Annotated in this window: 18 protein-coding genes; 4 read left to right on the top strand and 14 right to left on the bottom strand. The window is 70.8% G+C overall.

What is annotated here, in order from left to right:
* Positions 1-39: 39 nt before the first annotated feature.
* The 4 genes from A6A06_RS22965 to A6A06_RS22950 form a co-directional block, all read right to left on the bottom strand.
* The gene (locus A6A06_RS22965; RefSeq protein WP_073763125.1) at positions 40-642 is read right to left on the bottom strand and encodes a hypothetical protein; all 603 of its coding nucleotides are present in this window, start codon (positions 640-642) and stop codon (positions 40-42) included.
* Positions 639-1,655 carry a WXG100 family type VII secretion target gene (locus A6A06_RS22960; RefSeq protein WP_073763124.1) on the bottom strand — a complete coding sequence of 339 codons (1,017 nt, stop codon included), beginning with the start codon at positions 1,653-1,655 and terminating at the stop codon, positions 639-641. The genes A6A06_RS22965 and A6A06_RS22960 overlap by 4 nt, the downstream gene beginning before the upstream one ends.
* A complete protein-coding gene (locus tag A6A06_RS22955; RefSeq protein WP_073763123.1) occupies positions 1,652-1,966 on the bottom strand; it encodes a DUF2563 family protein in 315 nt (104 codons plus the stop codon). The genes A6A06_RS22960 and A6A06_RS22955 overlap by 4 nt, the downstream gene beginning before the upstream one ends.
* Before the next feature lie 195 nt (positions 1,967-2,161).
* Complete coding sequence (locus tag A6A06_RS22950) at positions 2,162-2,641, bottom strand: DUF2000 domain-containing protein (protein WP_073763122.1); 480 nt, start codon at positions 2,639-2,641, stop codon at positions 2,162-2,164.
* 381 nt (positions 2,642-3,022) lie between these two features.
* Between A6A06_RS22950 and A6A06_RS22945 the strand changes: the two genes are divergently transcribed.
* From A6A06_RS22945 to A6A06_RS22935, 3 genes are all read left to right on the top strand, one after another.
* A complete protein-coding gene (locus A6A06_RS22945; RefSeq protein ID WP_073763121.1) occupies positions 3,023-3,517 on the top strand; it encodes an Lrp/AsnC family transcriptional regulator in 495 nt (164 codons plus the stop codon).
* A 119-nt stretch (positions 3,518-3,636) separates the two neighbouring features.
* Entirely contained in the window at positions 3,637-4,251 is a 615-nt protein-coding gene (locus tag A6A06_RS22940; protein ID WP_073763120.1) for a hypothetical protein, read from the top strand.
* Between the two features lie 219 nt (positions 4,252-4,470).
* Positions 4,471-5,634 carry an FAD-dependent oxidoreductase gene (locus A6A06_RS22935; protein WP_073763119.1) on the top strand — a complete coding sequence of 388 codons (1,164 nt, stop codon included), beginning with the start codon at positions 4,471-4,473 and terminating at the stop codon, positions 5,632-5,634.
* 99 nt (positions 5,635-5,733) lie between these two features.
* Here the strand turns inward: A6A06_RS22935 and A6A06_RS22930 are convergent, their stop codons facing one another.
* Entirely contained in the window at positions 5,734-6,501 is a 768-nt protein-coding gene (locus A6A06_RS22930; protein WP_073763323.1) for a TioE family transcriptional regulator, read from the bottom strand.
* 58 nt (positions 6,502-6,559) lie between these two features.
* On the opposite strand from A6A06_RS22930, the gene A6A06_RS22925 reads away from it, so the two are divergent.
* Positions 6,560-7,765: an erythromycin esterase family protein gene (locus A6A06_RS22925; RefSeq protein ID WP_073763118.1), complete on the top strand. Its 1,206-nt coding sequence runs from the start codon at positions 6,560-6,562 to the stop codon at positions 7,763-7,765.
* A 46-nt stretch (positions 7,766-7,811) separates the two neighbouring features.
* Here A6A06_RS22925 and A6A06_RS22920 read toward each other — a convergent pair whose 3' ends face one another.
* From A6A06_RS22920 to A6A06_RS22880, 9 genes are all read right to left on the bottom strand, one after another.
* Positions 7,812-9,446: an MFS transporter gene (locus A6A06_RS22920; RefSeq protein WP_075806932.1), complete on the bottom strand. Its 1,635-nt coding sequence runs from the start codon at positions 9,444-9,446 to the stop codon at positions 7,812-7,814.
* A gap of 153 nt (positions 9,447-9,599) precedes the next feature.
* Positions 9,600-10,073 carry a MarR family winged helix-turn-helix transcriptional regulator gene (locus A6A06_RS22915; RefSeq protein WP_073763117.1) on the bottom strand — a complete coding sequence of 158 codons (474 nt, stop codon included), beginning with the start codon at positions 10,071-10,073 and terminating at the stop codon, positions 9,600-9,602.
* Between the two features lie 185 nt (positions 10,074-10,258).
* Positions 10,259-11,560: a hypothetical protein gene (locus A6A06_RS22910; protein WP_073763116.1), complete on the bottom strand. Its 1,302-nt coding sequence runs from the start codon at positions 11,558-11,560 to the stop codon at positions 10,259-10,261.
* A 106-nt stretch (positions 11,561-11,666) separates the two neighbouring features.
* Positions 11,667-12,851, bottom strand: coding sequence for a CU044_5270 family protein (locus A6A06_RS22905; RefSeq protein WP_073763115.1), 1,185 nt, complete (start codon positions 12,849-12,851; stop codon positions 11,667-11,669).
* Between the two features lies 1 nt (position 12,852).
* A complete protein-coding gene (locus A6A06_RS22900; RefSeq protein ID WP_242440876.1) occupies positions 12,853-13,212 on the bottom strand; it encodes an RNA polymerase sigma factor in 360 nt (119 codons plus the stop codon).
* A 306-nt stretch (positions 13,213-13,518) separates the two neighbouring features.
* On the bottom strand, positions 13,519-14,535 hold the full coding sequence (locus tag A6A06_RS22895) for a metallophosphoesterase family protein (RefSeq protein ID WP_073763114.1): 1,017 nt from the start codon (positions 14,533-14,535) through the stop codon (positions 13,519-13,521).
* Between the two features lie 215 nt (positions 14,536-14,750).
* A complete protein-coding gene (locus A6A06_RS22890) occupies positions 14,751-15,701 on the bottom strand; it encodes a GNAT family N-acetyltransferase (protein ID WP_073763113.1) in 951 nt (316 codons plus the stop codon).
* 119 nt (positions 15,702-15,820) lie between these two features.
* The gene (locus tag A6A06_RS22885) at positions 15,821-16,513 is read right to left on the bottom strand and encodes a nitroreductase (protein WP_073763112.1); all 693 of its coding nucleotides are present in this window, start codon (positions 16,511-16,513) and stop codon (positions 15,821-15,823) included.
* A gap of 66 nt (positions 16,514-16,579) precedes the next feature.
* On the bottom strand, positions 16,580-17,164 hold the full coding sequence (locus A6A06_RS22880) for a TetR/AcrR family transcriptional regulator (protein WP_073763111.1): 585 nt from the start codon (positions 17,162-17,164) through the stop codon (positions 16,580-16,582).
* Between the last annotated feature and the right edge of the window lie 84 nt (positions 17,165-17,248).

Below are 17,248 nucleotides of genomic sequence, written 5' to 3'. Positions count from 1 at the left end.
GACCGCGGCGGGCTGCGGGCGGCGGGCGGCGTCCAGCCTTCAGCTTCGCGGCAGGCACTCCGCGAAATACACGGCGTGCTGGCTGCGCATCTCCACCCGGGCCCAGGAGTCGTCCGTGAAGCCGATCTCGTAGGTGTCGGCGTCGATGTCCGTACGGTGCCGGATCCACGCCACCTGTTCCGCGGGCACGCTCCAGCCCGCCTCGACGGCGCCGAGTTCGCCCCGGCGGCGGCCGCGCTGGACGTAAGTGACGTGCAGGCGGCGGTCGGTGAGCTGGAGTACGGGAAGCGCGTCGGTCGTCGGCACGCGCGGCCACAGCGCGGTGGCCAGGTGGCCCGCCAGACTCCCCCAACCGCCCTTGAGGGGACTGCCCTTCTTGCGCCGGGCGCCGAAGAGGTCGGGGATCGGCTGGACGATGGCGTCGAACAGCCAGAAGACACGCTTGGCGCCTTCCCAGCGGTCACCCGGGAGGCGACGGCCCGCCAGGACGCGGGGCCGGTTCCACCGGCGCGGCTTGGGCAGCCGGTGCCCGGGGAAGGCGACTTCGTTCTGTACGAGCCGCTCGTCACGCGGCAATGCTTCGCCGGCGCGCTCCCTGGCTTCCTTGTACGGAATTCTGCCCAGCGCGACGCGCAGACTCATCCGAACACCTCGCGTACGGGTTTGGCCGCTCGCGGGGCCGCCTCGGCCAGCCGCTCGTCGAAGCTCCGGGGGTCGGGCCGGTCGGCGTACTGTTTCTGCTGCTCGGTGGGCGGGGGCTTGCTTGAGTCCTGGTGTTCCAGGTCCCACCGCTTGTCGCCGACGTAGACCTCCTTGAGGCCGGTGGCGTCGTGGATCGCGGCCTCCCCCTTGTCGGCCCACTGTCCGGCCTTCTCGCCGACGTCCACTCCGGTGTGGTGCTCAAGGACGCTGTTGGCGAGCGGCGCCGCGTCGATGACGGCTCCCGCGGCCTTGGCCCCCGCGGCCCGCTTGAGGACCTGCTTGACCCCCCTGTTGATCTGCTTGCGGGCGTTCTTGTTCCGCCACAGCGCCTTGGCCTTGATGCGCGCCCGCCGCAGCTTCCGGAGTGCGCGCATCCGGTCGGCGAGGTCCTTGAGCTTGTCCGCCAGCTTGGCGGTGATCCGTACGGCCTTCATGGCCCGGTGTGTGGCCCCCGCGGCGCCGATGAGCGGGCCGATGGCCGCGCCGACACCGGCCGTGAGGATCGCGACGATCGCCGCCGTCGCGGCGGCGACCAGCAGCGCCTCGACGATCTCGGTGATCAGTTCGATCATCGTCTCCTCGGCCTCGGCGCAGGACTCCGCCGCCGTCTCCAGGAGTTCGGCGACCGTGATCATGTCCTCGGCCTCGCCCTGCAGGGCCTTTTCGAACTCCGTCATGGTCGTGCCGAAGGCGGTGGACGCCTCCCCGGTCCAGGACGTCTGCAGGGTCCGGCGCTCGGCCTGGAGGTCGTCGACGACGCCCTGCATCTCGGTGGCGGCGGTCCGCCACTCCCGGGCGGTGGCCGCCAGCTTCTCGTTGTCGCCGCTGACCTTCTCCAGGTACTCGTCGAGCCCGAGGCTCTTGACGGCACCGCGGATGACCGAGTCGAGCGCGCCCGCCAGCGGGTTGCTCCAGTCGACGTCGAACCCGATGCGCTCCAGTGCCTGGCTCATGCCCGGCCACCGCCCATGAGCCGCACCTGGTCGTCCTCGTTGGTGTCGTAGCCGTCGGCCGCCAGCCGCATTCCGTCGGCGATGGCGCCCAGCGACTCCTTCACGTCGTGGAGATCGCTGACGGCCTCCTCGGACTGCTTGTCGTAGTCCGCCTTGAGGCTGTCGGACTCCGCGAGCATCCCGAACACCCCGCTGGACAGTTCCAGGCCGCGGGTCCGGTTGCGGATCCGCTCGACCCGGTCCGCCGCCTCGTCCACCGCGTTGGCGTACCGGCGCAGAGCGGTGCTCTCGACGTCGTAGCCGTTACCCATTGGCCCTCCCGTGACCCCGTTGTCCGTATAGGAGCGCACTGTGGTTGCTTGGTGCGCCATATACGATTTGCTGCCGGTATCCATTCCAAGTCTTTGCGGAAAAGGGATGGTTGACCGCACGAGTGCACTGTAGTCACAGTCGGGAGCAGGCGTCACAGGGGTGGTGGGTAGCGGCGGGCGTGGGGTGATCCCGGTTCAGGGCATGAGGGGGAGCTTGCCGACGATCTTGTCGACCGGGTTGCGGGGGCCGACGACACTGACCGCGCAGTAGTCGATGTCCTCGGTCCGGCTTTTGCCCACGGCCGCGATGAAGTCGCTGTAGACGCGGGTGCTCTGGGCGGCGGCGGGCACGTCGGCCACGAAGATGTCGGTACGGGAGGCCGCCTTGGCGCGGATGGTGCGCAGCGTGGCGGAGTCGGCGACGAGCACCGAGCAGCCCGTCCAGGGCAGGCCCGGGTGCATGGTGTCTTCCGCGTCGGCGGCGTCGGCGCCCAGCAGTCCGGGGACCGCGGTCACCGTGGGGGCGGCGGCGCAGATGGCGGCGTTGGCGGCCCGGCCGGGAGGCAGGTCGGCGTTGACGACCACGACCCACTTCAGCCGGGCCTGGCGGGTGGACAGACCGAAGTCCACCTCTTCCGGCGCGAAACCCACCGTCGCCGCGCTCGACGCGTTCATCACAGACATGGCAATCCTCTTCACTCGCGTGTACTCATGCGGACAGATCCGGGAATGCTATGCAGACATGCTGGATCGCGGCGCTGTCTCCGCATTTCGTTCGCCGCAGGAGAGACTCGCAGGGGCTGCGGCGAACGTGATGCGGCGATCGGACGGAAAGTCCGTCGCTCGTGTGGAGGAGCGGCCGCGAGGCATCGGGGGCAGGCACGTGCTGATCATTCCGGCGAGGATCAGTGCGCAGCCGCCGTACGCCGAGGGCGGGAGGTGCTCGTGGAGGCCGGAGGCCGGGCTGTTCTTTCGTGTACGCATGGCCGCGAGGCCAAGCAGGAATCCGGCGTGAGGCTCCGCTTGCCGAACTTTGTCTGGCATACGGTGGACCCCATGGAACTTGACGCACTGGACCGGGCTCTGCTGCGGGAACTGCAGAACGACGCACGGCAGACCAACCGCGACCTGGCGGCCAAGACCGGCGTCTCCCCCTCGACCTCGCTGGAACGCGTCAGGCTGCTCCGCGAGCGCGGCGTCATCACCGGCTATCACGCGGCCCTGGACCTCGACGCCGCCGGCCGGCCCGTCCAGGCGCTCATCTCGGTGCGCATCCGGCCTCCGGCCCGCCCGGTCATCGAAGGGTTCCGCGAGTGGGCCGCGCGACTGCCCGAGGTGATCGGCCTGTTCGTCACCTCCGGCGCTCACGACTTCCTCATCCACATCGCCGTCCCGGATGTCGACAGCGTGTACGCCTTCGTCATCGACCGCCTCACCGAACGCCGCGAAGTCGCCGACGTACAGACCACGATGGCCTACGAGCACGTCCAGTCCCGCTGCATCGAGCCGACCGGTCCCGACCGGCCCCGCTCCGCGCACAGAGCCCGCTGACCGTCGGCCTCGCCGCAGATCACACCCTTCACAGGCAACCCATCGACCCGACAGACGGTCCTACGAACGTCAGTTGGCGCCGTCGCGCACCCTTGTCGCCTTATCGGAAGAGGAACCTGATGACATCTCGCCGAACAGCAGCCACGGTCGTCGCCGTCGCCACGCTGGTGCCGGCCGCCCTGTTGGCGGCCCCCGCCGCGTACGCCGCCGAGGGCCCCGGGGAGAAGCTGCCGAGCTGTACCGACGTCTCCACCGGGTCCGGCGACTACGAGCAGAAGTCCATCGATCTCGCGCAGACCGACGCCGACGGTCCGCTCGTACGGGGCGGGGGCTGGCGGTCGTTCCGGGCGACGGTGACGAATATCGGCAAGAAGGACGTGTCGACGCTCAACGCCTCCGTCTCTGCCTGGCGGCAGGTGGACGACGAGGACCCGGTGGTCGGGAAGTTCGTGAAGTTCGAGTACAAGGACGTCCGGACCGGCAAGTGGACCCCGGTGGACCGGAGCGCGTCCGGCCGCTTCGTGACCAACGGCGTACTGAAGGCCGGGAAGTCGGTGGCCTACACCCTGCGTCTGCGGGCCACGGCCGACCTCCCGGCGCACATGACGTGGAGTGATATCAGCGTCAACGCCTCTTTCGTGGACCACTACCGCTTCCCCAGCGGCGAGGTCGTGCCGTGCACGGCCGGCCCCACGGGACAGAACATGATCCGCATCGTGGACCCGAAGGCCTAGGCCGAGCCCGCCCCGGCGCGACGCAGCCCGGGACGGCGCCGGGCGGGCACACGAAGCCCGCGCCCGCGGCACCGGAGCCCGCCCCGGCCACCTCCCGGCCCATCGGCTCCGAACGGGACCGGACGGCCTGAACAAGGGGTGCCTCGGCAGGCGCAGCCGCCCCGGATTCATCGTCGACCGGGTGCACGATGGAACCCGTACAGAAGAGCGGAGTGGAACGTGAATCGCACACTGGTCATCGGGGGCGGAATCGCCGGCACGGCGACCGCGCTGGCGCTGCACAAGGCAGGGTTCGACGTCACCGTGCACGAGGCGCACCCCGACACGGCCGAGGACATCGGAGCGTTCCTGACCCTGGCGAGCAACGGTATGCGCGCCTTGGCGCAGCTCGGTGCCTCGGAAGCGGTCACGTCGATCGGGTTCCCGCTGCGGTCGATGCGTCTTCTCGACGACCGGGGCGGCGAGGTGGCCCACGCGCCCATGGGAGAGGCCGACGACGCCCTCCTGCGCTACCGGTGCCTGCGCCGCGGCGAATTGAACGCCGCGCTGCAGGCCGAGGCGGTCCGCCGGGGCATCAGGATTGCGCACGGAGCGCGACTGGTCTCCTTCGAGGACGGCCCGGAGCAGGTGACCGCGCGTTTCACGGACGGCAGTGTCGCCGCCGGTGATCTGCTCGTCGGCGCGGACGGCTTGAGTTCGGCCATCCGGCGGTCGGTCGCCCCCGGCGCGGAGCCCGTCTACGCGGGGCAGCGTGTCTTCTACGGCTATACCCGCAGCGCCCCGGACGCGGAGGGCACCGGCCACATCACCATGGTGCGGGGCAGCAACGCCTCCTTCGGCTACGCGGTCTCGCCGGACAGGGAAACGTACTGGTTCGCCCGTGTCGCCGCGCAGGCCATTCCCGCCGAGGAACTCGCGGAACCCACGACCGCCCGTCGGCGTGAGCAGCTCGTCGCGCTGCTGCGCGAGGACGCGACACCCGCCGCGGACCTCGTCGCGGCCTCCACCGGCGGGATCATGGCCACCAACGCGACCGAGATTCCGCCCGGCACCCCCTGGCGCTCCGGGCGGACTCTGCTCGTCGGTGACGCCGCGCACGCGGCGTCACCTGCGACGGGCCAGGGAGCTTCGATGGCGTTGGAGGACGCCGTCATCCTCGCCAAATCCCTGCGGGACGCGCCCGACCGGGAGAGCGCGCTCTCTTTGTACGAGGCGTGCCGCCGCCCGCGCGTGGAGCACAACATCACCGTCAGCGGACAGATCTCGCGCGGCACCCGCACCCCGGCGCGCACTGGCCCGGCCCCCGCCCCTGGTCCGCAGCGTCCCGGCGACGACACCCTGGTCTCCCAGCTGGACTGGGACACCGACCTGCGCACCGTCTGAGGAAGCGCTTCGCCGCGCGTACGCCGGCGTCCATCGGCATTCACCGGCCCACCGGTCCACCGGCTCTGAAAGGTCTCCCTTCGGCTGACGGTCGCGGTGTCATCCGCGCTCGCGGAGGTACGCCTCCAACTCGGCTGCCCCGGCCAGCATCGCGCGTCCGCGGGTGGACAGCCGGCCGTGCCAGCCGCGCAGGGCGGCTTCCAGCGGTTCCAGTCCCCCGGCCGCGCGCACGTGGGCGATGAGCGGGGCGATCTGCTCCAGCAGGTAGCCGCCCCGCCGGAGCTGGTGGGCCAGCCGGGCATCGCGTACGTCGGCCTCGTCGTAGACGCGGTATCCCGTTTGCCGGTCGCGGCGGGGCCGGACCAGTCCGGCGCGCTCCCATTTGCGCAGCGTCGCAGGCCGGATCCCCAGCTTGTCCGCCAGCGGTCCGATGAACGAACCGCCTGATCCGGACACCACTCCGGGTCCGGACACCGGATCGGGTCCGGACGCCGGATCGGATTCGGGCCCTGGGGTGGACGCCAGGTCGCGGATGGCGGTCTCCACGGCGTGGAGGGTCCGCCGGTCTTCGAGGAGCTGGGCGTGGCTCTCGTCGATGAGCCGGAACGCCTCGTCGTCCGCGCCCTCGTTCACCGCCCGCATGACCGATGCCGCCGTCCGGTGGCCGTGGCCGGGCACCAGGGCGAGAAACGCGCGCAGGGCCCGCGCGTGCTGCGAGGTGTAGGTGCGGTAGCCGTGGGGCGTACGACCGGCGGCCGGGAGGATGCCGGCCTCCTCGTAGTTCCTGACGGCCTGGGTGGACAGACCGTTCCGGCGCGCCAGATCGATCGGCCTGAGACGATCGCCGCTTTGAAGGTTTTCCCCCATGTCCGTGCCCATCTCGCGTAAAAGTTTCAACCGAAGGTTCAACGATAGCGTTGAAGGCATGGCTACAGACATCAAGGACATCGCCCATGCCGTCGAAGCCGACGCCGTCATGGATCTGCTGTCGGCCCGACCGCGCCTGCTCGCCCTGGGCGAGCCCACCCACGGCGAGGACACCCTGCTCGAAGTGCGCAACGCTCTCTTCCGGCAGCTGGTCGAGCAGGAGGGCTACCGGACGATCGCGATCGAGAGCGACTGCATGACGGGCCTGGCCGTGGACGACTACGTCGTCTCCGGCACCGGCACACTCGACGAGGTCATGGCGCACGGGTTCAGCCACGGTTTCGGCGCGTCCGCGGCCAACCGCGAACTCGTGCGCTGGATACGGGCGTACAACGACGGCCGGCCCGCGTCCGAGCGGCTCCGCTTCGCCGGTTTCGACGGCCCGCTGGAGATCACCGGCGCCGCCAGCCCCCGGCAGGCCCTCATCGCGCTCCACGGCTACCTCGCGGCCCGGGTGGACGCGGGCCTGCTCCCCTGCACCGCGGAGACACTCGACCGTCTGCTCGGCAGCGACGACCGGTGGACCGAGCCCGCCGCGATGATGGACCCCACCCGCTCCGTGGGACGGTCGGCCGAGGCCAGGGAACTGCGGCTGCTCGCCGACGATCTGGTGACACTGCTGGGCATGCAGGCGCCGCACCTGGTCGCGTCGGCCTCGCGGGAGGACCGGGACCGGGCGCGCCTGTACGGGCGCACCGCGACCGGCCTGCTGCGCTACCACTTCTGGATGGCCGACACCTCACCGAGCCGGATGACACGGCTGGTGAGCCTGCGGGACCAGATGATGGCCGACAACCTCCTCGCGCTGGCCGAACGGGGCCCGACGCTGGTCCACGCCCACAACGGCCATCTCCAGCGGCACAAGAGCTCGATGCGGATGGGGAGCCTGCCGCTGGAGTGGTGGAGTGCCGGTGCGATCGTGAGCACCCGCCTGGGCGGGGAGTACGCCTTCCTGGCCACGGCCCTCGGCACGATCCGGCACCGGGGAGTGGGCACCCCGCCACCGGACACCGTCGAAGGGCTCCTGTACGCGCTCCCGGAGGGCCCCTTCGTCTTCGACGCCCCGCGGCTGGCCACCGCCCTCGGCGACACGCGGCCGGCCCCCCGCGTGTCGCCCTGGTTCGGGTACGCCCCGCTCGACCCGGCCCACTTGGCGGAGAGCGACGGGCTCGTGTTCGTCAAGGACCTCCCGCAGCAGGGTTAGGACGTCCCGCAGAGGCAGGAAGCGACCGGTCTCCCGTCGTCAGCCGTCAGTGCTCGGCGGGCGCCTGCGGATTGCGCCGGACACCGGCTGCCGCGAGCACCGCGCCGATCACGCACAGCACGCCCGTGACGAGGGCCGCGGTGTGCACACCGTTGATGAACGCATGGCCGCTGCCCTCGGCGACCGCGGACTTCAGCTGTTCCGGCATGCCGCCGCCGACCGGTGACACTCCCATCGCGACCGCGTCCTTGGCCTCGTGCAGGTGCGCGGCCATCGGGGCGGGCACTCCGGCCGAGGTCAGTTCGTTCGTCAGGGTGGCACCGACCCTGCCGCTGATCAGGGACATCAGGACGGAGGTACCCAGAGCGCCGCCGATCTGCAGCGCGGTGGCCTGCAGGCCACCGGCCACCCCCGCGTCGCTGACGGGCGCGTTGCCGACGATCGCGTCGGAGGAGGCGGCCATCACCATGCCCACGCCGAGGCCGAGCGCGATGAACGGCGGCCACATCGCCGCGTACGAGGAGTGCACGCCCCAGCCGAGTATGCCGAAGGAGGCACCCGCTTGCAGCACCATGCCCAGCGGCATGGTCAGCCGGGCCCCGAACCGCTCGGTGAGCTTCGCCCCCAGCGGCGAGGCGACCACGGACGCCAGGCTCAGCGGCAAGGTGCGTACGCCCGCCTCGACGGGCGTGAAGCCGCGCACGTTCTGCAGGTAGAGCATGACGAAGAAGATCACGCCGAGCAGGACGAAGAAGTTGACGGCGGTGATGACCGTACCGATGGAGAGTGCGGGGCTGCGGAACAGCCGCATCGGCAGGATGGGCTGCCCCCGGTCCGCGCCGGTCCGCGAGCCCGGCGAAGGGCGGCCGAGGCGCGTCTCGTACCAGGCGAAGCCCAGCAGGACGACGATGCCCGACACCAGCACTCCGAGGGTCGAACCCGCGCTCCACCCCCACGACTCGCCCTTGACCACGCCGAAGACGACGAGGAGCAGGCCGAGCGCGAGGAGGACCACACCGGGGATGTCGAAGCGGTGCCGGGCGGCCGTGCTCTTGCTCTGCGGCAGGACGAACGCGCTGAACACCAGGGCCACGACGCCGATGGGCGCGTTGATGTAGAAGACGGACTCCCAGTTGACGTGCTCGACGAGCAGCCCGCCGACGATCGGGCCGAGCGCCGTGGACACGGACGACACCATGGCCCAGATCCCCACCGCCATACCGAACTTCTTCGGCGGGAAGGCCGCACGCAGCAGACCGAGGGTGTTGGGCATGAGCATCGCGCCGAAGAAGCCCTGGACCGCGCGGAAGGCGATGACGCCCTCGATCGAGCCGGACAGGCCGATGGCGACGGAGGCCAGGGCGAAGCCCGCGACACCGATCAGGTAGTAGGTGCGCCGCCCGAACCGGTCGCCCAGCTTCCCGCCGAGGATCAGCGTGGCGGCCAGGGCCAGCAGATAGGAGTTGGTGACCCACTGCAGATCGGCGGTGGAGGCGTTCAGGTCCCGGCCGATCTCCGGGTTGGCGATCGAGACGACCGAGCCGTCGAGGCCGACCATGAACAGGCCGAAGGCGACGGCGATGAGCGTCAGCCAGGGGTGGCCACGCCGGCCGCGGTCCGCTTCCGGCGCGGGCGGGGCGTGTGTGGGCATGGGTGAGCTGCCCATGACGGAGGAGGACATGGAGGTGCCTTGCTTCTTCGAGGGTGGTGTACGAGATGGGTATATGGAGAGGGGAGAGACGGGGTGCCAGGCGGGGGCGCTGATGAAATGCGGTGCCGCATGCAACGCAGTGCCGCATGCAACGCAGTGCCGCTGCCGTCCTCTGGCGGGTCGTCAGTCCGTGGCGGGGTGAATCCGCTGTGCCAACCCCTGGAGGGCACCGAGGGCGGACCCGATGGCGTCGAGGTCGCCGTCCGTGAGGGCGTGCAGTGCCTCGACGAAGTAACCGTCGATGAGATTGCCGACCTCGGCGACCTGGCGCCGGGCCTTCGCCGTCAGATGCAGGTGCGCCACGCGCTTGTCGGCGGTGTCCTGCCTGCGCTCCAACAGCCCCTGGGCAACCATCTGGGTGACCAGGGCGCTCACATTGTTGGGCTTGACGAGCAGCGCGTCGGCCGCCGCGCGCACGGTGGCGCCGTCGTGTTCGTCGACGAACCGCAGCAGCGCGATCTGACCGTCGGGGAGCCTCGGGAACGGGATGTCCTGGACGATCCGCCGGTCGAGAGCCCGGTGCAGTGCGGGCAGGACAGCCGCGAGCCCGGAGGCGATACGGCGGGTGTCCTGGTCGGACGCACGGGAGGCGGGCATACGGGCACTTTAGGTATGTGGTCATACCTAAGTCAAGCCGGGTCCCGCCGGGGTATCGGGGTCCGGGGTCGAGTCACCGGCAGGACGGCGCCTGGGCGGCGGGAGGCCACCGCCCAGGTGTACGGGAAGGCCGCCGCCCAGGCGTAGAAGTCGTAGTACGGCCCGGACTCCGGAAGTCGAATCAGCTATCCGCGCAGGCCGCGCGAGACCAGCACCCCGCACATGACAGGATCGGCTTGGCAGCCTGCCGTACCCGCGGCGAACACACCGCTGGTGCCGGGGACGCCGCCGATGCCCAGCACGGTGGACATCTCACTGTGCGCGGTGACACCCGTGGGCAGTTGCTCGGTCGCCCAGCCCGTACCGGTCCAGCGCGACAGCACGGAGTGGCGGCCGCCGGACCAGCCGGCGATCCACAGCCGTCCGGCGCCGTCCGTGTTCGCGGCGTTCACCTCGTCGACGGGCAGTGCGGGCAGCGACTGCCAGCCGCTGCCGTTCCAGCGGGCGGCCATCGTGGCCTCGGGCGCCTGCGCGTCGTTGGTCTTGCCGAGGACGTAGACCGCATTCCGTCCGGTGGCGACGGCGTGGTTGGCGACCCAGCCGGTCGGGTGACCACTGGGTACGGGCACCTCACGGACCGTCCAGCCGTTGCCGTTCCAGTGGTACAGCAGCGGTACGGACACCTCGCCGGTCATGGCCTGGGCCGTGACCCAGACGTCGTCCGGGCCGGTGCCGGTGATGCCCCAGGGCTGCACCTGCCCGCCGTCCGGGGCGGCGGGCAGGGTCACCCTGTCCCACGCGGAGCCGGTCCAGCGCTCCAGGCGGAACGTGTATGCGTCGCTCGCCTGGTTCCAGTCGAAGCTGGTCAGCCAGGCGGAGTTCGCCCCGAAGGCGGCGAGGTCGCCGACGAAGCTCATCGATCCCTTCGGAGGAGCCGCGTGGTCGGCCTTGGCCCATTTCCTGCCGTTCCAGTGCTGCAGTACGAGCGGTCCGGAGGCGCCGTCGGAGCGGGTGCCGGCCGCCCAGACGTCGTCGGGTGCCGCGGCGGCGGCCTTCTCGAACTGCGCGGGGGCGTTCTCCGTGGCGGCAGCGACATCCGTCCACCTCGTACCGTTCCAGTGCTTCACCGCCGGGACCGGCCCGCCGGTGCCGTCCGTCCTGCGGCCCACCGCCCACACGTCGTGGGCACCGGTCGAGGCGACGTCCCAGAACTCGGTCGAGGCGGTCTCGCTCAGGGGCAGGCGCAGCTTCCACGGGGTGGCGGCGCGGGCTGACGGGGTGGCGGTGCGGTGGGACAGGGCGGTTGCGCGGTGGGACGGGGTGAGGGTGCGGTCCAACGAGGTGGTTGCGCGGGCCTCCGGGCCGGATTCGGCGCCAGTCGTGGCGTTCGCCTGGGCGCTGAACGAGCCGAGTGCGAGCGCGCACACCGTGACCGCCGTGCTCAGCCACATCGTGCGTGCCCTGGGGCGTCTTGCGTCCGTGGTCATGCCGCTCCTTCTGCCGGGATGGTGATCTCAGCCGGGATGGTGATCTCAGAAGGAAATGGCCGCCGCTCGCTGCTTCTTACAGGCCGACCGGGTCGTTGTGACCGGTTCACCGGGGCGTCTTCAGCTGCCGGTCCGTCCACCGGGACCGGACGGTGGCGGTGTAGTGGACCGGCGTGCCCGCCGTGAGGCCCGCCTCGGCGGCCTTCGCGGACGGTCTCGTGAGCACCTCCTGGTCGGCGAGCAGGGCGCCGGTCGCCGCGTCCACGATCAGCTCCGGCCGTACGGCCCCGTAGCCGGGCCTGACCGTCGGGGGCAGGGCGAAGCCGGCCCCCTTGCGGCCCAGCGGGTCGGTCACCTCGCCGAGCGACCGGATGCCCGGCAGGCCGGCGATGACGCGGTACGCGGCGGCCCGGACGTCCGCCGCGACCGGCAGGTTGATCAGGTTGGAGGCCTGCCGCCACATCCACTCCGTACGGCCGGAGATCTCACTCCCCTTGTCCTCCTCGTACAGCCGCGCCAGCACCTCCCTGAGCTTGGCGGTGTCGCCGGGGAGTTTTCGCAGGTCGGCGTAGGTGACGTTGCGCGCGCCGATGGCCGCGATCCGGTCTCCGAGGTCGGTCCGGTCGACCGTCGGCCGCCTCTCGGACGCCGTCTCCATGCGCAGCCCCAGGGTGCCGCCCGCACCGGAGTCGGCGAGGGTCAGCTCCTTCGGCGAACCGGCGGCCTTCCAGCGTGCCGTGTCGCGTCTGGTACGCGGCGCGGTGGTGGCGTCCAGTCCCGTGATCACCAGGCTCTGGGTGCCGGGCCGTACGCCGATGGACTGCCGCTGCGTGGAGGAGGAGACGACCGCGAAGCCCGGCCCGGACACGGCGGCCATACCGATCCAGGCCGACCGTGTGGTCACCTGCCAGTACGTGCCCGCTCCCGCCGCGCTGTCCAGCCGGGCCGCTACGTTCAGCAGCGCCAGGCGGCCGTTCTCCGGGGTGTGCCGGGGACTGTCCGGGCCGGGTCCGGCGGTGGCCGGAGCCGCTTCGGGGACCGAGGTGCCCTGCGACAGGACGCCGACGAGAACTCCGGCCGTGACTGCCGTCGCGGCGACCGGCAGCGCCCAACGCCACATGAGCCTCCGGACGGGCCCGGCCCCGGAGGGCACCGGCCCTTCCGGCGCGTCGGCCAGAAGGGAGACGAGATCGTCGCGGGCGCGAACGGAACCGGCGAGGTGCTCCGGATCGAGTTCCGGGGGCCTCGCGTCCGCCAGGCTCTTCATGACGTCGGGCCGTCTGTCGGCCATGTCAGTGCTCCTTCGCTGTCGCGCTCGGCTGCGGGTCGTGAGAGGGCCTGACCGCATCGACGGCCTGCTCCAGCCGCCGCCTGGCCCGGTGCAGCCGCACCGAGAACGTCGCGGTGGAGCAGCCGAGGACGCGTGCGGCCTGCCCCGGGCCGAGTCCGTGCCAGGCGACCAGCGTCAGCAGTTCCTGGTCGGCGGCGGACAGCCGGGCCAGCGCCTGCAGCGCCGCCGCGCGCTCGGTCACCCCGGCGGCCACGTCGTCGACCTGGGCGCCCGAGGTGATGATGCGCTGCGCCTCCTCGGCGGCCAGGGCGTACTGCCTGCTGTTGCGGCGCCGCAGTTCCCGGGTCAGGTTGCGGGCCACCGCGAGCAGCCACGGCAGCGGCGGCGTGGGCGTCCCGCATCCGCCGCCAGGCGACGGTGAAGGCCTCGCTGGTGATGTCCTCACCGACCTGACGGCCCACCAGGCTGGTGGCATAGGCCAGTACGCGCGGATGGCACTCCTCGTACAGGTCCCGGAAGCGTTGGGCGTCGCTCACGCACCGTCTCCTCATCTTGGCTCTCTCACCGGGCAGTGGTCGCGAACCGCGATTTCTTACACCGGAGGAGAAAGGATTCTGTGCGTATGCGGGGACCCTCCGGGACCGCGGAGCAGGAGCCCGGCAGCGCCTCAGCGAGTCAGCGGTACCGTGATCTCCTTCAGCCAGGCCCGGCGGGCGAAGTCACGGGCCTTGATGACGACCGCGTCGCGGCCCACCTCGACCTGGAGTCCCTGGTTGAAGGTTCCGCCGACGGCGACTTCGCCGCCCTTGCCGTCGTCCCGGTAACCGGTCTGGACGGCCCCGGTGTTGACCACCGTGAACCCGCTCAGGTTCGCGGTACCGGGCACGACGCGGCGCACCACCCAGTCGGAGAGGCCCAGGTCCCAGTGGGTGTGGCCGCTGAAGAGGAAGACGTCGGGGTGGCGGCCGAGCAGGCCCAGGAGACGGTCGGCCTGGAGGTAGTCGCTCGCGTAGAGCTTGTTGCGGGTGCCGGAGACCGTGTTGGGCAGGGGGTGGTGGGTGATCACCATGACCGGCCTGCGGCGGCGCGACCAGTGCCACAGGCGGTCCTCCAGCCACGTGAACTGTGCGTCGCTGAGCCAGACCTCGTCCCAGAGCTTGGGGTCGTGGTAGTGCGCGTACCTCTCGGTGCCGAGGGTCAGGACGGGGATGCCGCCGAAGGAGGTCTCCGCGTGGACCGTGCCGCGCCGGGCGAAGCGGTGGAAGCTGCGGAAGAGGGAGTCCTCGGTGGTGTGGTTGGGCCAGGTGTCCTGCGACAGGGTGCCGGGGTCGCGCCACTTCGGTACGTAGAACTCGTGGTTGCCGATCGCCCAGGCCACGTCGCGGGGGTGGGAGTGGCGTGCCATTTCAGCGCTGACCTGTGCGTACTCGGCGTCGTAGCCGCGTGGGGTGATGTCGCCCGCGACGGCGAGGCCCGCGCTGCGCGGATTGACGGCCGCCATGTCGTCCAGGGCCTGCCCGAAGTCGCGCAGGTCCCCTTGGATGTCGCTGATGACGTTGAACCGTACGGTGCCTCGGCCGTGTCCCCCACCGAGGGTCGTGTGCGGGGCGGCGTGGGCTTGCGAGGCGCCGGCGGCGGCTGCCAGGGCGCCTCCGCCCGCGGCGAGGAGGGATCTGCGGTCCATGTGCGGCTCCGTGTGTGGGATGTCCGGGGTGTCGCCTTACCGTTGGTGAAGATCACTGCGCGGGGTGCACTCCGTGCTACGTACAGCGGGCCGGTACGTGTGCGGCGCATGAACATGCGCGTGCCGCCCGCCGGAGCGAGCCGGTAGCGGAGCAGCGGGGACCGGGTAGCGGATCAGCGGCTGGGCGCACCTGAACGGAAGCGGCTCGGGCCCGCTCAGACAGGGAGAACGAGTTCCCAGGTGTCGACGGCGAAGTCGAGGGTCATGCCGTGCCGTTCGTAGAGGGCGAGCGCGCCGCTGCTGTTGTCGGTGTCGACGCCGAGGCCGATGAGGTCCCGGCCCAGCGCCGCGTAGTGCCCGAAGGCGTGGCGCAGCAGGTAACTGCCGAGGCCCCGGCCGCGGGCCCTGTCCAGGACGCCGAGGTGCCCGATCCAGGCCATCGCGTCACGGGCGTTGTGGGTACGCAGCACGGCGGCGTCGCCGAGGCCGTCGACGCGCGCGATCCATATCAGCGACCAGTCCGCGCGCTCGGCGTCGATGTCGTCCAGCCACTGCTCGTACGACCGGTGCTGGAAGTCGAAGTGACCGGCGAATGTTTCCTGGAGCAGTGTGTGTGCGCGTCGGCGGTCGGTCTCGGTACGGCAGGGGCGCAGGGCCACACCGGGCGGCGGGACCGGCAGCCGGTCGGCGGTGGACAGGGTCCGGTTCAGCACGTTGTAGCGGCGTACCGTACGCCAGCCCCGCCTCCGGAGCGCGGTCAGGTCCATGGTGGGCGCGATGTTGAGGTGCATGTGTATCACCGCTCGTGCCACGCCGTTGGCGGTTGCCCGTTCCTTGGCCCGCGTCTCCATCAGGTCGTACAGGTGCAGGGCGCCTTGCAGCCTGCCGGGCAGGACGTAGTGGTCCATGTCGATGCGCTCGTCACCGGACTCGTCCCACAGCAGGCCGTACGCGATCAGCCGCTCGGCATCGAACATCAGCCAGGAGTCGCGCTCCAGGTCCGCCTCGGGGTGCTTGAGATCCGCCTGCATCTCGCTCAGGTCCGTGTCGGCACGACCGACCTCCAGCACATCGATCTCGTTGAGCAGCGCACACACCGCCGCCGCGTCGTCGAGCGTGGCCGGTCGTACGGTCAGACCGGGCGGCGGGGTACGAGGCGAGGCCATCCGCCAATTCTCCGGCGGATGGGGGACGATCGCCATGGATTAATACGGCGAAGCCGGGGAGGTTCGGGGCCGGCCGAGTTGGACCGGCACCGGAATGCGCGGTGGCCGCCCTCGGCCGGCTAGGAGCGGAAGTGGGTGGTCTCGTGCAGTTCGGCGCGTGGGACGGTGATGCTGTTGATGGGTGCGGAAGTGTCCGCGTAGCCGAAGGATATGCCGAACAGGATCTTGTTGTTGCTGGTGCCGCTGATGCCCAGCGAGTCGCGGATGGTGTCGGCGTAGAAGCTCAGGAGGCCTTGCGGGCAGCTGGCGATGCCGTACGCCGTCATGGCCAGCAGGAGCGTCTGTCCGTACATGCCGAGGTCGGCGGCCATGCGCTCTTCGGCGTTGGGCGGAAGGAACAGCAACGCGACATGCGGAGCACCGTAGAAATTCAGGCTTTCGGCGTTGAACGCCTCGCGCTCTTCGTGGTCGTCCCGGCCGATGCCCAGCGCTCCGTACATCGCCGCACCCGCCTCGTGGCGCCGCTGCGCGTACGCGCCGGTGTACAGGTCGTCCCGGTAAGGGAAATCCAGTGACATGCGCTTTCCGGCGTGCGCGGCGACCAGGTCGGCACTCAGCCGGTCCCTGGCCGCTCCACTGACCACTTCGACGTGCCAGGGCTGCGTGTTGGAATGGGAAGGAGCCGCGCCGGCCAGGGAGAACACGGCGCGCAGGGTGTCTTCCGGAACCGGGTCCGGGCCGAAGGCACGGGTCGCGCGCCGGGCGCGGATGAGCTTTTCGGCATGGTCGGGCGCATATGCGGTGGCAGTCATGGCTTCTCGTTTCGCGGGTGTGCGTGGCGCGTTCGGCGTGCGAGGGGGCGGGCCGACGGCTGGTGTCTACTGATCGAGGAAGGAGTCGATGAGGCGGTCGGCCGCTTCTGTCAGCGCGGCGGCGGACTTTTCGGCCTCGTAGATCTGGGTGGTGACGCTGGCGCCTTCCACCAGCATCTGGAGCATGTAGCCCAGGGTCCGGTGATCGCGTACGGGCAGCTGTGCGACGAGGTCCGTCAGCAGTTCCAGGTATGCGGCCTTCAGGTCGTCGACGGCCACGCGTACCGGATGGGCACGGTCGGGGAACTCGACGGACGCGTTCACCAGAGGACAACCCCGGTAGCCGGGCTCGCCGATCTGGTCCGCGATGCCGGCGATGACATGGCGGAGCTGCGCCAGAGGATCGTCGGGGCAGGCGGCGCGCGCCGTCTCCAGCCAGACGCGAGGAGGGACCGCCTTCGCTTTCACATAGGCCAGCGCGAGGCCGTCCTTGGACGCGAAGTTGCGGTAGATGCTCGGCTTTCCGACGCCCGAGCGCTCGGCGATCTCGGCCACGCCCGCCGAGCGGATGCCTTCCCGGTAGAAGAGGTCGCACGCGGTCTCCCATACGCGCTGCCCCGCCGGCGAGTGTTTCTGCTGATCTTCTGCCATCTCTCCTGCCATCGGGCTCCGGTTCACCCTTCACGGTCGACGACGCAAAGCGTACCGATCGGTACGCGGCAGACAGTACCGATC

The organism is Streptomyces sp. CB02923 (assembly GCF_001905005.1).
GTDB lineage: Bacteria > Actinomycetota > Actinomycetes > Streptomycetales > Streptomycetaceae > Streptomyces.
The sequence above is the reverse complement of the archived record's forward strand: the minus strand, read 5'-3'. Positions and strand labels throughout refer to the sequence as shown.

Coding starts and splice junctions, on each gene's coding strand:
- A6A06_RS22885 (WP_073763112.1), bottom strand. CDS start 16,513: ATGACTGCCACCGCATATGCGCCCGACCATGCCGAAAAGCTCATCCGC.
- A6A06_RS22955 (WP_073763123.1), bottom strand. CDS start 1,966: ATGGGTAACGGCTACGACGTCGAGAGCACCGCTCTGCGCCGGTACGCC.
- A6A06_RS22945 (WP_073763121.1), top strand. CDS start 3,023: ATGGAACTTGACGCACTGGACCGGGCTCTGCTGCGGGAACTGCAGAAC.
- A6A06_RS22915 (WP_073763117.1), bottom strand. CDS start 10,073: ATGCCCGCCTCCCGTGCGTCCGACCAGGACACCCGCCGTATCGCCTCC.
- A6A06_RS22905 (WP_073763115.1), bottom strand. CDS start 12,851: ATGGCCGACAGACGGCCCGACGTCATGAAGAGCCTGGCGGACGCGAGG.
- A6A06_RS22950 (WP_073763122.1), bottom strand. CDS start 2,641: ATGAACGCGTCGAGCGCGGCGACGGTGGGTTTCGCGCCGGAAGAGGTG.
- A6A06_RS22920 (WP_075806932.1), bottom strand. CDS start 9,446: ATGTCCTCCTCCGTCATGGGCAGCTCACCCATGCCCACACACGCCCCG.
- A6A06_RS22890 (WP_073763113.1), bottom strand. CDS start 15,701: ATGGCCTCGCCTCGTACCCCGCCGCCCGGTCTGACCGTACGACCGGCC.
- A6A06_RS22930 (WP_073763323.1), bottom strand. CDS start 6,501: ATGGGGGAAAACCTTCAAAGCGGCGATCGTCTCAGGCCGATCGATCTG.
- A6A06_RS22895 (WP_073763114.1), bottom strand. CDS start 14,535: ATGGACCGCAGATCCCTCCTCGCCGCGGGCGGAGGCGCCCTGGCAGCC.
- A6A06_RS22880 (WP_073763111.1), bottom strand. CDS start 17,164: ATGGCAGAAGATCAGCAGAAACACTCGCCGGCGGGGCAGCGCGTATGG.
- A6A06_RS22965 (WP_073763125.1), bottom strand. CDS start 642: ATGAGTCTGCGCGTCGCGCTGGGCAGAATTCCGTACAAGGAAGCCAGG.
- A6A06_RS22940 (WP_073763120.1), top strand. CDS start 3,637: ATGACATCTCGCCGAACAGCAGCCACGGTCGTCGCCGTCGCCACGCTG.
- A6A06_RS22925 (WP_073763118.1), top strand. CDS start 6,560: ATGGCTACAGACATCAAGGACATCGCCCATGCCGTCGAAGCCGACGCC.
- A6A06_RS22910 (WP_073763116.1), bottom strand. CDS start 11,560: ATGACCACGGACGCAAGACGCCCCAGGGCACGCACGATGTGGCTGAGC.
- A6A06_RS22960 (WP_073763124.1), bottom strand. CDS start 1,655: ATGAGCCAGGCACTGGAGCGCATCGGGTTCGACGTCGACTGGAGCAAC.